The organism is Enterobacter sp. RHBSTW-00975 (assembly GCF_013615235.1).
Taxonomy (GTDB): domain Bacteria; phylum Pseudomonadota; class Gammaproteobacteria; order Enterobacterales; family Enterobacteriaceae; genus Enterobacter; species Enterobacter ludwigii.
Genome location: NZ_CP055883.1, coordinates 4,345,340 through 4,357,155, shown reverse-complemented (window position 1 = coordinate 4,357,155; position 11,816 = coordinate 4,345,340). Strand labels below are relative to the sequence as shown.

Genomic DNA, 11,816 nt, shown 5'->3' with positions numbered 1-11,816 from the left:
GAGACCTGCCAGATGCACTCCCCGCGGACGTAACCGTTACGTCCGCGCGGGAACCTGCATCCTGAAAATAATAATCATCGCGCCAGTGCTTAAACTTTTTTACTACAGGTGAATTATGACTTACGTAATTGTTCATGCTCTTGCACCGATTTTCGTCATCATGCTGCTGGGATTCTGGGCCGGTAAGGCAAAGATGGTCGATAACAAAAATGTCTCCCTGCTCAATATCTTCGTCATGGATTTTGCTTTGCCTGCCGCGCTGTTCAGCGCCACGGTGCAAACCCCGTGGACTGGCATCGTAGCCCAGTCACCGCTGATTCTGGTGCTGACCCTGGCGATGTGGATAACCTACGCGGCCATTTACTTCCTCGCGACCAGCGTCTTTAAAAAATCCCCACAGGATGCCGCCGTGCTTACGCTGACGGTTGCGCTGCCAAACTATGCCGCGCTTGGCTTGCCGATTCTGGGCAGTGTGCTGGGTGAAAGCTCTTCAACCTCACTGTCCGTGGCGGTCTCTATTGCCTGTGGTTCGGTACTGATGACGCCGTTCTGCCTGCTGATTCTGGAACGTGAAAAAGCGCGTGCCGAAGGCAATAACTCCGGTTCAACGCTCTCGATGCTGCCGGTGCTGATGTGGCGCTCGATTAAAAAACCGATTGTGATGGGACCCCTGCTGGGTGTGATTTTGTCTGCAGTCGGCATCAAAATGCCTGAACTTGTTCTGGCCGCCATTAAGCCACTGGGGCTTTCTGCAACGGCTGCCGCGCTGTTCCTGACCGGGGTGATCCTCTCTGCGCGTAAGCTGCAGATCAACACCATGGTGATTACCTCAACCGTAGCCAAGCTGCTGATCCAGCCTGCGATTGCCTGGGGTATCGTTCTGATCTTCGGTCTGCACGGCTCCGTGGCGATCACCGCTATCCTGATGATTGCGCTCTCTGCCGGTTTCTTCGGCGTGGTGTTCGGTAACCGCTTTGGCGTGCAGTCTCCGGATGCGGAAGCGGTGCTGCTGTTAAGCTCGGTACTGTGTATCCTGTCGCTGCCACTGTTTATCTCGCTGACTTCAGGAATGTAATCATGACCACAACATTACGCCCTCACGACCTCATCTGGCTTAACGCGCGTGACGCGCTGGAAGGCATCACTCACGACTGGGTGGATGCGGTATGGCATACCGGTTTACCGGTGGTCGTGCGGCGTGATGTTGATAACGCTGGCCGTATTCCCGTTGGCGTACGCGGTTTACGCCGCGACCAGCGGGCGGCCGGTTGGGTGAAGCCAGAAAACGTCGTGCGGGTGGTCTCACCCGAGGCGTTGAGCGTGACCGCCGATCTTCTGCGTTCACCGTTTGTGACTCAGCCACCGGTTCAGGTGGCGTTGCAACTTTCTCAGCAGTCATGGCCGTGGACGTGGGGAATTACGGGCAGCACGGGCTACGCCCTGGCGACCGGTATCCCGGTCATTCATGCCGACAGCGATCTCGATCTGCTGGTGCGAGCCCCTCAGCCTCTGTCGGCTGACGCTTTTCGTGTCTGGGCGTCACAGCTCAGCCGCGCGTTATGTCGGGCAGACACTCAAGTCGACACCCCTGAAGGCGGCTTTGCGCTGACGGAGTGGCTGCGCGACGGCAAAACGTTGCTGAAGACCCGCCGTGGGCCGCGCCTGGTGGCGGACCCGTGGCACAGGGAGGAGTGATGAAAATACTGTTTACCTTTCCAGGGCAGGGCACCCAGCATGCCGGTATGCTGCAAAACCTGCCTGGCACGACGCTGGAGCAGGCCCGCGAGGTATTGGGTGGCGAAGTCGATACGCTGGATACCGCGGCAGCGTTAACCCACACGCGAGCCGTTCAGCTTTCGTTGTTAATTGCCGGTGTTGCCTGGGCGCGTGAGCTTGAACAACGCGGCGTGGCACCGGATATCGTCAGCGGTCTGTCTATTGGCGCGTATCCGGCCGCGGTCATTGCCGGTGCGCTGGAATTTGCCGACGCGCTGAAGCTGGTCGCGCTGCGTGGCGATCTCATGGAGCAAGCCTATCCGCACGGTTATGGCCTGACCGCGATAATGGGTCTGACCCTGCCTCAGGTTGAAGCGTTGCTGGAAGGCACCGGAACGTATATCGCCAATCTGAACGCGGAAACGCAGATTGTGATCGCCGGCACCGATGAGGGGATGGCGCAGGTGGCGAAACGCGCGCTGGCAAAAGGGGCTAATAAGGCGCATCGGCTGACCGTCAGCGTGCCTTCCCATTGCGAGCTGTTGGCGGAGCCGGCGCACAAGCTGGTGGAGGCATTCACATCCGTCACGCTCACACGCCCGCGCTGTGCTTACCTGAGCGGCAGCACAGGACGCGTGCTCTGGACGCCTGAGAAAATCGCGGACGATCTGGCGATGAATATGGCGCGCACGGTGCGCTGGCAGGAAGCGGTGATTTCTGCCAACGAGCGTGAAGCTCGGCTGGCGATTGAAATGCCACCAGGCGGAGTACTGACCTGCCTGACGCGTCAGGCGGCCTGGGAAGGGGAGTCGGTTTCGCTGGAGCGCAGTGGTGTAGACGTGGCGGTACACCTCGCTAAGCGGCTACAGCGGTAGGGTCTGCGCAGGGTCGGTGGCGATACTGCGGGCATACATTCGCCCTTCGGCTGCCAGTGCCCGCAGGCTGGGGTCTTGCTCGCGGTTGCGGGCAAACACAATGGCAATCAACTGCTGCATTTGATACGGCTGGGCCAGCTTCAGTAGCTGTACTGAGTTCTCATACACTTTCTTCATTCTGCCTGGCATGAGCGTAAAGCCCACGCCCGCCTGCACCAGACTCAGCATCGAGAAAATGTCATTTACGCGGGTGACGATTTCCGGTTCGAAACCGGCAATATGAAACGCCTCCTGAAACCCGGCGTAGGTGGCAAACCCTTCCGACAGCGCGACAAACTTCTGGTCTTTGTAATCACGTAAGTCGGCAGGCCCGCTGGTGTTCAGCGTGGCAGAGGCTGGTGCGGCAAGAAAAATGTCGTCATGGAACAGGGGGAGCACTTCCAGACTGTTGCGGTCGATATCGCTTTCGGAAATAGAGATGAGGATGGCGTCGAGCAAACCGTCGTCCAGCATACGCAACAGGGTCTCGTTAGAGCCCATCGTCAGGTCCATCTCCAGGTCCGGACGGCGCAGTTTCATCCCCATAATCAGGCGTGGCACGGTTTCCAGCGTCAGCGAGTAGAGCGTGCCGACGCGCAGTCGTCCCTGGCCAACGCCGGCCGTTTTGCGCGCTTCTTCCAGCCCGCGCGCCATTACCTGCATCACTTCCTGACAATATTCCAGCAGCGTCCAGGCTGAAGGCAGCGCAATGAGATTGCGACCTTTGTGCGTAAAGAGCGGGCAGCGCACATTTTCTTCGAGAGTATGCAGCGCGCGGTGCACGCTAACGCCGCTCAGGCCAAGCGCTTCGGCGGTACGGGCGATATTGCCCTTCTCCATAAAGGTCATGAAGATGCTGAGTTTACGAAATGTAATGTCGCTCGTGATATCGAAACTCATAACCCTCCCGGGGATTTAGTCGGCCTGCAGCATGGCTTCCAGCTGTTCCTGGGCGTCCAGCCACGCCATCTCGCACGCTTCGAGGCTGGATTTCGTCTTCGCCTGTGTCTGCAGGCAGTCGGTCAGTTCTGCCTTACGGCTCTGGTCATACAGACCGCTGTCACCCAGCTTCTCTTCAACGGTAGCCAGCAGAGCGTTAAGTTTCTCCATCTCCTTTTCGAGACGGGCAATCTCTTTACGCAGCGGCTGGGTTTGAGTACGCAGTTCCGCTTCACGGCGCTTCTGGTCTTTACGCGCCTGGGCGCTGTTGGCGTTATCTTTCGACGAGTCGTCCGGCTGGTTTTCCTGCTTCTGCACGTCCGTCAGCCACTGCTGGTAGTCTTCCAGATCGCCATCGAACGGCTCGACTTTGCCATCGTGCACTAAATAGAGATCGTCCGTTGTGGAGCGGATCAGGTGACGATCGTGCGAGACGACAACCAGCGCGCCTTCAAACTCAATTAACGCTTCGGTCAGCGCCTGACGCATGTCGAGATCGAGGTGGTTTGTAGGTTCATCGAGCAGCAGCAGGTTCGGACGCTGCCAGACGATAAGCGCCAGCACCAGACGCGCTTTCTCGCCGCCGGAGAAACGTTCGGTGTTTTCGGTGACTTTATCGCCCTGGAAGCCAAAGCCGCCAAGGTAATCGCGCAGCTTCTGCTCCATCTCCTGCGGCGCCAGTCGCGCGAGGTGCTGGATGGGCGATTCATCCGCGCGTAAGAATTCCAGCTGATGCTGGGCGAAGTAGCCAAGCTTAATGCCTTTTGCCAGGCCGATCTCGCCGCTGACCGGGTTAAGCTCGCCCGCCAGCAGTTTAATCAGCGTCGATTTACCGGCGCCGTTACGCCCCAGCAGACCAATACGTGAACCCGGCACCAGGTTGAGCTTGATGGAGTCGAGAATAATGCGATCGCCGTAGCCAGCGCTCACCTTTTCCATCTTCAGCAGTGGGTTCGGCAGGCTCTCGGGCTCGCGAAAACTGAAGTGGAACGGGTTATCGACGTGCGCCGGGGCGATCATCTCCATGCGTTCCAGCATCTTGATGCGGCTCTGGGCCTGCTTGGCTTTAGACGCTTTTGCCTTGAAGCGGTCAACAAAGCTTTGCAGATGCGCCACGCGCTGCTGCTGGCTTTCATACATCGCCTGCTGTTGAGCAAGGCGCGTCGCGCGCTGGCGCTCGAATGAGCTGTAGTTGCCGGTGTATTCAAACAGGCTTTGCTGTTCGATATGAATGATTTTATCCACCACCGGGTCGAGGAAGTCGCGGTCGTGGGAGATCAGAATCAGAGTGCCCTGATAGCTCTTGAGCCACTTCTCCAGCCAAATAACCGCATCGAGATCGAGGTGGTTGGTGGGTTCATCAAGCAGCAGCAGGTCGGAACGGCAAATCAGTGCCTGCGCCAGGTTAAGGCGCATACGCCAGCCGCCGGAGAAGTCGCTGACGGGGCGTTCAAGCTGTTCGTTGCTGAAACCCAGACCGTGCAGCAGGCTGGAGGCGCGGGAGCGAATGGTCCATGCGTCGATGGCGTCCAGCTTACCGTGGACGGTGGCGATAGCATGACCGTCATTACACTCGTTGGCGGCGTTCAGTTCAGCTTCCAGCTTACGGTATTCACGATCGCCGTCGATAACATAGTCGAGAGCGGGTTCGCTCAGGGCAGGCGTCTCCTGATTTACCCAGGCAAGCTGCCAGTTACCCGGATAGGTAAAGTTACCGCCGTCAGCGCTAATCTCGTTTTTCAGCAGCGCAAGCAGGGTCGATTTTCCGCAGCCGTTTTTGCCGACCAGACCCACTTTTTGACCGGGATTGATGGTGGCGGAGGCGTTATCCAGCAGGACGCGCACGCCGCGGCGAATTTGTAACGAGGAGAAAACAATCATAGAAGCGCCGTATGTTCCGACTATGTTAATTTGTCATTATGATAATGTAAGGTGTGGGCCATTTTCCGCACCGGGCCGCCATGGTAGCCCAAAACAACGACGATACACAAAAACAGAAACAGAACCGGGAGGGGAGTGATGTCTCAGACAGCGAAAGTGCTGCTGCTGTATGCCCATCCGGAATCTCAGGACTCGGTGGCAAACCGGGTTCTGCTTAAGCCGGCTACTCAGCTCAGCAATGTGACGGTGCACGATCTCTACGCGCACTATCCTGATTTCTTTATTGATATTCCTTACGAGCAGGAAATGCTGCGTCAGCATGACGTGATTGTGTTCCAGCATCCGCTTTATACCTATAGCTGTCCGGCACTGCTGAAAGAGTGGCTGGACCGTGTGCTGAGCCGGGGGTTCTCCAGCGGGGTGGGGGGCAACCAGCTGGCGGGAAAGTACTGGCGCAGTGTCATTACGACCGGTGAGCCAGAGAGCGCTTACCGCCACGACGGTCTTAACCGTTATCCCATGAGCGATATCCTGCGGCCGTTTGAGCTGACGGCCGCGATGTGCCGCATGCACTGGATGAGCCCGATTATTGTCTACTGGGCACGTCGCCAGAAGCCTGAAGCGCTGGCGAGCCACGCCAGAGCGTATGGCGATTGGCTGGCATCACCGATTTCGGCAGGAGGTCGCTAATGGAAGGATCGAATTTACTCCTGGCCGGCGTGCTGTTTTTATTTGCCGCAGTGGTGGCGGTTCCGCTGGCCGCCCGGCTGGGCATTGGCGCGGTGCTGGGCTACCTGCTGGCCGGGATCGCCATTGGCCCCTGGGGGCTGGGATTCATCAGCGATGTGGATGAAATTCTCCACTTCTCTGAACTGGGCGTGGTGTTCCTGATGTTCATCATTGGCCTCGAACTGAACCCGTCAAAACTGTGGCAGCTCCGGCGATCGATATTTGGCGTGGGGGCGGCGCAGGTCTTGTTCAGTGCTGCGATTCTGGCCGGGCTGTTAATGCTGACCAACTTCTCGTGGCAGGCGGCGGTGATCGGCGGAATAGGTCTTGCGATGTCGTCGACAGCGATGGCGCTGCAGTTAATGCGTGACAAAGGGATGAACCGCAACGAGGCAGGACAGCTGGGCTTTTCGGTACTGCTGTTTCAGGACCTGGCCGTGATCCCGGCGCTGGCACTGGTGCCGTTACTGGCAGGCTCTGGTGACGATCATTTTGACTGGGTCAAAATCTCCATGAAGGTGCTGGCCTTCGCCGGCATGCTGATTGGCGGACGTTTCCTGCTGCGGCCGGTGTTTCGTTTTATTGCCGCCTCTGGCGTGCGCGAGGTGTTTACTGCCGCGACGCTGCTGCTGGTGCTGGGCTCGGCATTGTTTATGGACGCGCTGGGGCTGTCGATGGCGCTCGGTACGTTTATCGCCGGGGTGCTCCTTGCCGAAAGCGAATATCGTCACGAACTGGAAACGGCTATCGATCCGTTTAAAGGGCTGCTGTTAGGGCTGTTCTTTATTTCAGTGGGAATGGCGCTCAACCTGGGCGTGCTCTATACCCATTTGCTGTGGGTGGTGATGAGCGTTGTTGTGCTGGTGGCGGTAAAAACGCTGGTGCTGTATGTCATGGCACGGATATACGGGCTGCGCAGTTCCGAGCGCATGCAGTTTGCCAGCGTCTTAAGTCAGGGCGGAGAGTTCGCGTTCGTGCTGTTCTCCACCGCCTCCTCCCAGAAGCTGTTTAAAGACGATCAGATGGCGCTGCTGCTGGTAACGGTCACGCTGTCGATGATGACCACCCCGCTGCTCATCAGGCTGGTGGATAAGCTGCTCTCACGGCGCTTAAATCCGACAGAGGATGAAGATGAGATGCCGTGGGTGGAGGATGATAAGCCGCAGGTGATTGTGGTGGGCTTTGGCCGCTTTGGGCAGGTGATTGGACGTCTGCTGATGGCGAACAAAATGCGCATTACGGTACTGGAGCGCGATATCAGCGCGGTGAACCTGATGCGTAAATACGGCTACAAGGTTTACTACGGCGACGCGACCCAGCTCGAACTGTTGCGTTCAGCGGGGGCAGAAGCAGCAGAATCCATCGTGATTACCTGCAACGATCCGGAAGATACGATGAAGCTGGTGGAACTGTGCCAGCAGCATTTCCCGCATCTGCATATTCTGGCGCGTGCGCGTGGACGTGTTGAAGCGCACGAACTGCTGCAGGCAGGTGTGAAGCACTTCTCCCGTGAGACATTTTCCAGTGCGCTGGAGTTGGGACGTAAAGCGCTGATTTCGCTGGGCATGCATCCTCATCAGGCTCAGCGGGCCCAGATGCATTTTCGCCGGCTGGACATGCGAATGCTGCGCGAATTAATGCCGGTACACTCTGATACGGCGCAGATCTCCCGCGTGCGGGAAGCGCGTCGGGAGCTGGAAGAGATTTTCCAGCGAGAGATGCAACAGGAACGACGCCAGCTCGATGGCTGGGATGAATTTGAATAAAGGGTAACGAAAGATGGCTGTACGTAAACGCTTTATTGCGGGCGCAAAATGCCCGAGCTGCCAGGCGCAAGATACGCTGGCGATGTGGCGGGAAAATAATATTGATGTCGTAGAGTGTGTTAAGTGCGGTCATCAGATGCGCGAGGCGGATAAAGAAGCCCGCGATCATGTTCGCAAAGAAGAGCAAGTTATCGGGATTTTTCATCCGGACTAGCGATATGCCCTGAGTTTTTTTAAGCTAAAGGGTACACGGGTGCAGATTTCCGCTACAATCTGCGCCAGCAATTTTCCCTTGCTCAGGAGATATCATGAAAGTAGCAAAAGACCTGGTGGTCAGCCTGGCCTATCAGGTACGTACAGAAGACGGTGTGTTGGTTGATGAGTCTCCGGTGAGTGCGCCGCTTGACTACCTGCATGGTCACGGTTCCCTGATTTCCGGCCTGGAAAACGCGCTGGAAGGTCACGACGTTGGCGACAAATTCGACGTTGCTGTTGGCGCGAACGACGCTTACGGTCAGTACGACGACAACCTGGTGCAGCGCGTTCCTAAAGACGTGTTCATGGGCGTTGACGAACTGCAGGTTGGCATGCGCTTCCTGGCGGAAACTGACCAGGGTCCGGTTCCTGTTGAAATCACTGAAGTGGAAGACGACCACGTTGTGGTTGACGGCAACCACATGCTGGCTGGCCAGAACCTGAAATTCAACGTAGAAGTTGTTGCGATCCGTGAAGCGACCGAAGAAGAGCTGGCTCATGGCCACGTTCACGGTGCGCACGGTCACGACCATGACCACGATCACGGCCACGACGGCTGCTGTGGTGGTCACGGCCACGATCACGACCATGGTCACGACCACGGTAAAGGTGGTTGCGGTAACGGCGGCTGCGGTTGCCACTAATTCCGTTATGCGGAAAATAAAAAAGCGGGATAATAATCCCGCTTTTTTTACGCCTCAATAATGAGGTGGTGGCGTCTCTTCTGACTGAGAGGCAATATGTGACGGCTGTGTGGCCTTCAGTTTGTCCGTCAGCAGGCGCATGAGATCCCGCAGTTTCGCCATTTCCAGTTCATGTGCGGTCACGGTCTGGTTTAGCTCTTCGATGGTGATGTCCTGAAAAGCCAGGCGGCTTTCCAGCTCAGCCATTCTCGCTTCTAACATTGTGTCCTTCATCATTCACCTCGTTGTATCTCATTAACCACAATCGGCCAGCGGCGGCGAAGTTTAACTGAGTTTATCCTTAAGTTCAGTATCTATCCCCTTGGCAAGAAACTTATTTAAACAAAAATAGTCTGAAAAGTGGCGAGAATCGGGAGAGTCTGTCTGTAGATTTCTTCCGCAACGTTTTATAGTACGTAACTCATTTACGTTTAACGCTGGGGTGAGAGTCCCCAGGCCCTGGAGATATGGATGAAATCACTGTTTAAAGTAACGCTGCTGGCGACGACGATGGCTGTTGCGCTGAACGCGCCGCTGTCCTTCGCTGCTGATACTGCTGCGAAGCCTGCTGCAACTGCAGACAGCAAAGCGGCGTTCAAAAATGACGACCAGAAATCCGCCTACGCACTTGGCGCATCTCTGGGTCGTTACATGGAAAACTCTCTGAAAGAACAAGAGAAACTGGGCATTAAACTGGACAAAGCTCAGCTGATCGCGGGCGTTCAGGACGCATTTGCAGATAAGAGCAAACTGTCTGACCAGGAAATTGAACAGACTCTGCAGGCGTTCGAAGCACGTGTGAAAGGTGCCGCTCAGACTAAGATGGAAGCGGATGCAAAAGACAACGAAGCGAAAGGCAAAGCCTACCGCGATACCTTTGCTAAAGAGAAGGGCGTGAAAACCTCCTCTACGGGTCTGGTGTACAAAGTTGAGAAAGAAGGTACCGGTGACGCGCCTAAAGACAGCGATACTGTCGTGGTTAACTACAAAGGTACGCTGATCGACGGTAAAGAGTTCGATAACTCTTACACCCGTGGTGAGCCTCTCTCCTTCCGTCTGGATGGTGTGATCCCAGGCTGGACTGAAGGTCTGAAAAACATCAAGAAAGGCGGCAAGATCAAACTGGTTATTCCACCGGATCTGGCATATGGCAAAACCGGCGTTCCAGGTATCCCTGCTAACTCTACCCTGGTCTTTGACGTAGAGCTGCTGGACATCAAACCAGCGCCGAAAGCTGATGCGAAACCAGAAGCGCAGGCAGAACAGAAAGCTGCGACAGACGCGAAGAAGTAATGGTATGAAAACCGCCGCCTTTAAGGCGGCGGTTTTTTTTATTGTGGGGCAGATATAATTAACACTGGAAAGCGTTATGCACGCTGTATTAATTTAGTTGTCCGTGTAGATAATGAGCCTGCCCTGAAAACCTAACGACAGGCTCCTGAAAAGGAGTGTTTTTTTCATGTCCAGGTCGCTTTTAACCAACGAAACCAGTGAACTTGATTTACTGGATCAACGTCCTTTCGACCAGACCGACTTCGATATTCTGAAATCCTACGAGGCGGTAGTGGACGGGTTAGCGATGCTCATTGGGTCCCACTGCGAAATCGTATTGCACTCCCTGCAAGATCTTAAGTGTTCCGCCATCCGCATTGCTAATGGTGAGCATACTGGCCGTAAAATTGGTTCGCCAATCACCGACCTTGCATTGCGTATGCTGCATGACATGACCGGCGCGGACAGCAGCGTCTCCAAATGTTATTTCACCCGCGCCAAAAGCGGCGTACTGATGAAATCAGAAACCATCGCGATTCGTAATCGCGAGCATCGCGTGATCGGTCTGTTGTGCATCAACATGAACCTTGATGTGCCGTTCTCGCAAATCATGAGCACTTTCATACCGCCTGAAACGCCGGACGTTGGCTCCTCAGTTAACTTTGCCTCCTCGGTTGAAGATCTGGTGACGCAGACGCTTGAGTTCACTATCGAAGAGGTGAATGCCGATCGCAACGTATCGAACAACGCCAAGAATCGTCAGATCGTGCTGAATCTCTATGAGAAAGGGATTTTTGACATCAAAGACGCCATTAACCAGGTGGCCGATCGCCTGAACATTTCCAAGCATACGGTCTACCTCTACATCCGCCAGTTCAAAAGCGGTGATTTCCAGGGGCAAGACAAGTAATGCGTTTTTCGCTGATGGTGACAGGCCCGGCGTATGGTACTCAGCAGGCCAGCAGCGCGCTGCAGTTTGCGCATGCGTTACTGGCTGCCGGACATGAGCTGGTGAGCGTCTTCTTTTATCGGGAAGGGGTGTATAACGCCAACCAGTTTACCTCACCGGCCAGCGATGAATTTGATCTGGTGCGCGCCTGGCAGACGCTGAACGAGACAAGGGGGGTTGCGCTGCATATCTGCGTGGCGGCAGCCCTGCGTCGCGGCGTGACCGATGCCACCGAAGCTGAACGTCTTGGCTTGCCAGGGGCCAACCTGCAGCCGGGGTTTTCGTTGAGCGGTCTGGGCGCACTGGCACAGGCTGCGTTAACCTGCGACAGAGTGGTGCAATTCTGATGAAACGCGTGGCGTTTGTTTTTTCATCTGCTCCGCACGGTAGTGCGTCCGGCAGAGAAGGGCTGGATGCGTTGCTCGCAACATCAGCGCTGACCGAAGACATCGGTGTCTTCTTTTTAGGGGATGGCGTGTTTCAGCTTCTGGCGGGCCAGCAGCCGCAGGCTATTCTGGCGCGGGATTACATCGCGACCTTTAAAGTGCTGCCGCTTTACGACATTGAAACCTTTTTTGTCTGCGCTGATTCTCTGGCTGCGCGCGGTCTGAGCGATAAGACGTCTTTCGTGCTGGATGTAACACTCCTCCCGGCCGACGCGCTGCGCGACCAACTTTCCCATTACGACACAGTTCTGAATTTCTGAGGCTGA

General features: G+C 56.0%; 14 protein-coding genes. 11 read left to right on the top strand and 3 right to left on the bottom strand.

What is annotated here, in order from left to right:
* Positions 1–115: 115 nt before the first annotated feature.
* Genes HV340_RS21150 through mdcH form a run of 3 tightly spaced genes read left to right on the top strand, consistent with a single transcriptional unit; the run spans position 116 to position 2,591 of the window.
* On the top strand, positions 116–1,075 hold the full coding sequence (locus HV340_RS21150) for an AEC family transporter (protein WP_049023801.1): 960 nt from the start codon (positions 116–118) through the stop codon (positions 1,073–1,075).
* Positions 1,076–1,077: 2 nt separating this feature from the next.
* Entirely contained in the window at positions 1,078–1,695 is a 618-nt protein-coding gene (locus HV340_RS21145; protein WP_181216207.1) for a malonate decarboxylase holo-ACP synthase, read from the top strand.
* Positions 1,695–2,591, top strand: coding sequence for a malonate decarboxylase subunit epsilon (gene mdcH, locus HV340_RS21140; protein ID WP_025202877.1), 897 nt, complete (start codon positions 1,695–1,697; stop codon positions 2,589–2,591). The genes HV340_RS21145 and mdcH overlap by 1 nt, the downstream gene beginning before the upstream one ends.
* Here mdcH and HV340_RS21135 read toward each other — a convergent pair.
* Positions 2,580–3,530 (bottom strand): LysR family transcriptional regulator, encoded by a 951-nt coding sequence (locus HV340_RS21135; protein ID WP_014171916.1) that lies wholly within the window; start codon positions 3,528–3,530, stop codon positions 2,580–2,582. The two genes, mdcH and HV340_RS21135, sit on opposite strands and share 12 nt — an antisense overlap.
* A 15-nt stretch (positions 3,531–3,545) precedes the next feature.
* A complete protein-coding gene (locus tag HV340_RS21130; RefSeq protein WP_181216206.1) occupies positions 3,546–5,450 on the bottom strand; it encodes an ABC transporter ATP-binding protein in 1,905 nt (634 codons plus the stop codon).
* A gap of 138 nt (positions 5,451–5,588) precedes the next feature.
* On the opposite strand from HV340_RS21130, the gene kefG reads away from it, so the two are divergent.
* The 4 genes from kefG to slyD all read left to right on the top strand — a co-directional run bounded on the left by kefG (position 5,589) and on the right by slyD (position 8,844).
* Complete coding sequence (gene kefG / locus HV340_RS21125; protein ID WP_181216205.1) at positions 5,589–6,140, top strand: glutathione-regulated potassium-efflux system ancillary protein KefG; 552 nt, start codon at positions 5,589–5,591, stop codon at positions 6,138–6,140.
* On the top strand, positions 6,140–7,945 hold the full coding sequence (kefB, locus tag HV340_RS21120; protein ID WP_020884602.1) for a glutathione-regulated potassium-efflux system protein KefB: 1,806 nt from the start codon (positions 6,140–6,142) through the stop codon (positions 7,943–7,945). Before kefG ends, kefB begins: the two co-directional genes overlap by 1 nt.
* A gap of 13 nt (positions 7,946–7,958) precedes the next feature.
* A complete protein-coding gene (locus HV340_RS21115) occupies positions 7,959–8,159 on the top strand; it encodes a YheV family putative zinc ribbon protein (RefSeq protein ID WP_013099038.1) in 201 nt (66 codons plus the stop codon).
* Between the two features lie 94 nt (positions 8,160–8,253).
* Positions 8,254–8,844: a peptidylprolyl isomerase gene (gene slyD, locus HV340_RS21110; protein ID WP_014171912.1), complete on the top strand. Its 591-nt coding sequence runs from the start codon at positions 8,254–8,256 to the stop codon at positions 8,842–8,844.
* 54 nt (positions 8,845–8,898) lie between these two features.
* Here the strand turns inward: slyD and HV340_RS21105 are convergent, their stop codons facing one another.
* Positions 8,899–9,117: a protein SlyX gene (locus tag HV340_RS21105; RefSeq protein WP_020884603.1), complete on the bottom strand. Its 219-nt coding sequence runs from the start codon at positions 9,115–9,117 to the stop codon at positions 8,899–8,901.
* A 237-nt stretch (positions 9,118–9,354) separates the two neighbouring features.
* On the opposite strand from HV340_RS21105, the gene fkpA reads away from it, so the two are divergent.
* The 4 genes from fkpA to tusC all read left to right on the top strand — a co-directional run bounded on the left by fkpA (position 9,355) and on the right by tusC (position 11,810).
* A complete protein-coding gene (gene fkpA / locus HV340_RS21100) occupies positions 9,355–10,176 on the top strand; it encodes an FKBP-type peptidyl-prolyl cis-trans isomerase (RefSeq protein WP_014171910.1) in 822 nt (273 codons plus the stop codon).
* Positions 10,177–10,342: 166 nt separating this feature from the next.
* Positions 10,343–11,065: a transcriptional regulator gene (locus HV340_RS21095; protein ID WP_014171909.1), complete on the top strand. Its 723-nt coding sequence runs from the start codon at positions 10,343–10,345 to the stop codon at positions 11,063–11,065.
* Positions 11,065–11,451: a sulfurtransferase complex subunit TusD gene (gene tusD, locus HV340_RS21090; protein ID WP_014171908.1), complete on the top strand. Its 387-nt coding sequence runs from the start codon at positions 11,065–11,067 to the stop codon at positions 11,449–11,451. The genes HV340_RS21095 and tusD overlap by 1 nt, the downstream gene beginning before the upstream one ends.
* Positions 11,451–11,810, top strand: a complete 360-nt coding sequence (gene tusC / locus HV340_RS21085) for a sulfurtransferase complex subunit TusC (protein WP_014171907.1) — start codon at positions 11,451–11,453, stop codon at positions 11,808–11,810. The genes tusD and tusC overlap by 1 nt, the downstream gene beginning before the upstream one ends.
* Positions 11,811–11,816: the final 6 nt, after the last annotated feature.

What these genes read in the sequence shown, in the direction of transcription:
- HV340_RS21135 (WP_014171916.1), bottom strand. Translation starts at nt 3,530, where the DNA reads ATGAGTTTCGATATCACGAGCGACATTACATTTCGTAAACTCAGCATC.
- kefB (WP_020884602.1), top strand. Translation starts at nt 6,140, where the DNA reads ATGGAAGGATCGAATTTACTCCTGGCCGGCGTGCTGTTTTTATTTGCC.
- tusC (WP_014171907.1), top strand. Translation starts at nt 11,451, where the DNA reads ATGAAACGCGTGGCGTTTGTTTTTTCATCTGCTCCGCACGGTAGTGCG.
- kefG (WP_181216205.1), top strand. Translation starts at nt 5,589, where the DNA reads ATGTCTCAGACAGCGAAAGTGCTGCTGCTGTATGCCCATCCGGAATCT.
- fkpA (WP_014171910.1), top strand. Translation starts at nt 9,355, where the DNA reads ATGAAATCACTGTTTAAAGTAACGCTGCTGGCGACGACGATGGCTGTT.
- HV340_RS21105 (WP_020884603.1), bottom strand. Translation starts at nt 9,117, where the DNA reads ATGAAGGACACAATGTTAGAAGCGAGAATGGCTGAGCTGGAAAGCCGC.
- HV340_RS21130 (WP_181216206.1), bottom strand. Translation starts at nt 5,450, where the DNA reads ATGATTGTTTTCTCCTCGTTACAAATTCGCCGCGGCGTGCGCGTCCTG.
- tusD (WP_014171908.1), top strand. Translation starts at nt 11,065, where the DNA reads ATGCGTTTTTCGCTGATGGTGACAGGCCCGGCGTATGGTACTCAGCAG.
- HV340_RS21095 (WP_014171909.1), top strand. Translation starts at nt 10,343, where the DNA reads ATGTCCAGGTCGCTTTTAACCAACGAAACCAGTGAACTTGATTTACTG.
- HV340_RS21150 (WP_049023801.1), top strand. Translation starts at nt 116, where the DNA reads ATGACTTACGTAATTGTTCATGCTCTTGCACCGATTTTCGTCATCATG.
- slyD (WP_014171912.1), top strand. Translation starts at nt 8,254, where the DNA reads ATGAAAGTAGCAAAAGACCTGGTGGTCAGCCTGGCCTATCAGGTACGT.
- mdcH (WP_025202877.1), top strand. Translation starts at nt 1,695, where the DNA reads ATGAAAATACTGTTTACCTTTCCAGGGCAGGGCACCCAGCATGCCGGT.
- HV340_RS21115 (WP_013099038.1), top strand. Translation starts at nt 7,959, where the DNA reads ATGGCTGTACGTAAACGCTTTATTGCGGGCGCAAAATGCCCGAGCTGC.
- HV340_RS21145 (WP_181216207.1), top strand. Translation starts at nt 1,078, where the DNA reads ATGACCACAACATTACGCCCTCACGACCTCATCTGGCTTAACGCGCGT.